At 67.7% G+C, this 254-nt stretch carries 1 protein-coding gene; it reads left to right on the plus strand.

Annotation, left to right across the window (positions count from 1 at the left end; all coding sequences use genetic code 11):
* Positions 1-254 (plus strand): methionyl-tRNA formyltransferase (locus AC0L3B_RS39900; RefSeq protein ID WP_473383424.1); only part of this gene is annotated, 254 nt, incomplete at both ends.

Below are 254 nucleotides of genomic sequence, written 5' to 3' on the forward strand. Positions count from 1 at the left end.
GTAGTCGTCGCCTACGGCTTGATCCTGCCCCAGGCCGTGCTCGACATCCCACGCCTGGGCTGCATCAACAGCCACGCGTCGCTCTTGCCACGCTGGCGCGGAGCGGCGCCGATCCAGCGCGCGGTAGAAGCGGGCGACAGCGAAAGCGGCGTGACCGTGATGCGCATGGAAGCAGGCTTGGACACCGGCCCGATGCTGCTCAAAGTCACCACCCCGATCACCGCTCAGGACACTGGCGGCAGCCTGCATGACCG

Source organism: Bradyrhizobium sp. Kon56, from assembly GCF_055807635.1.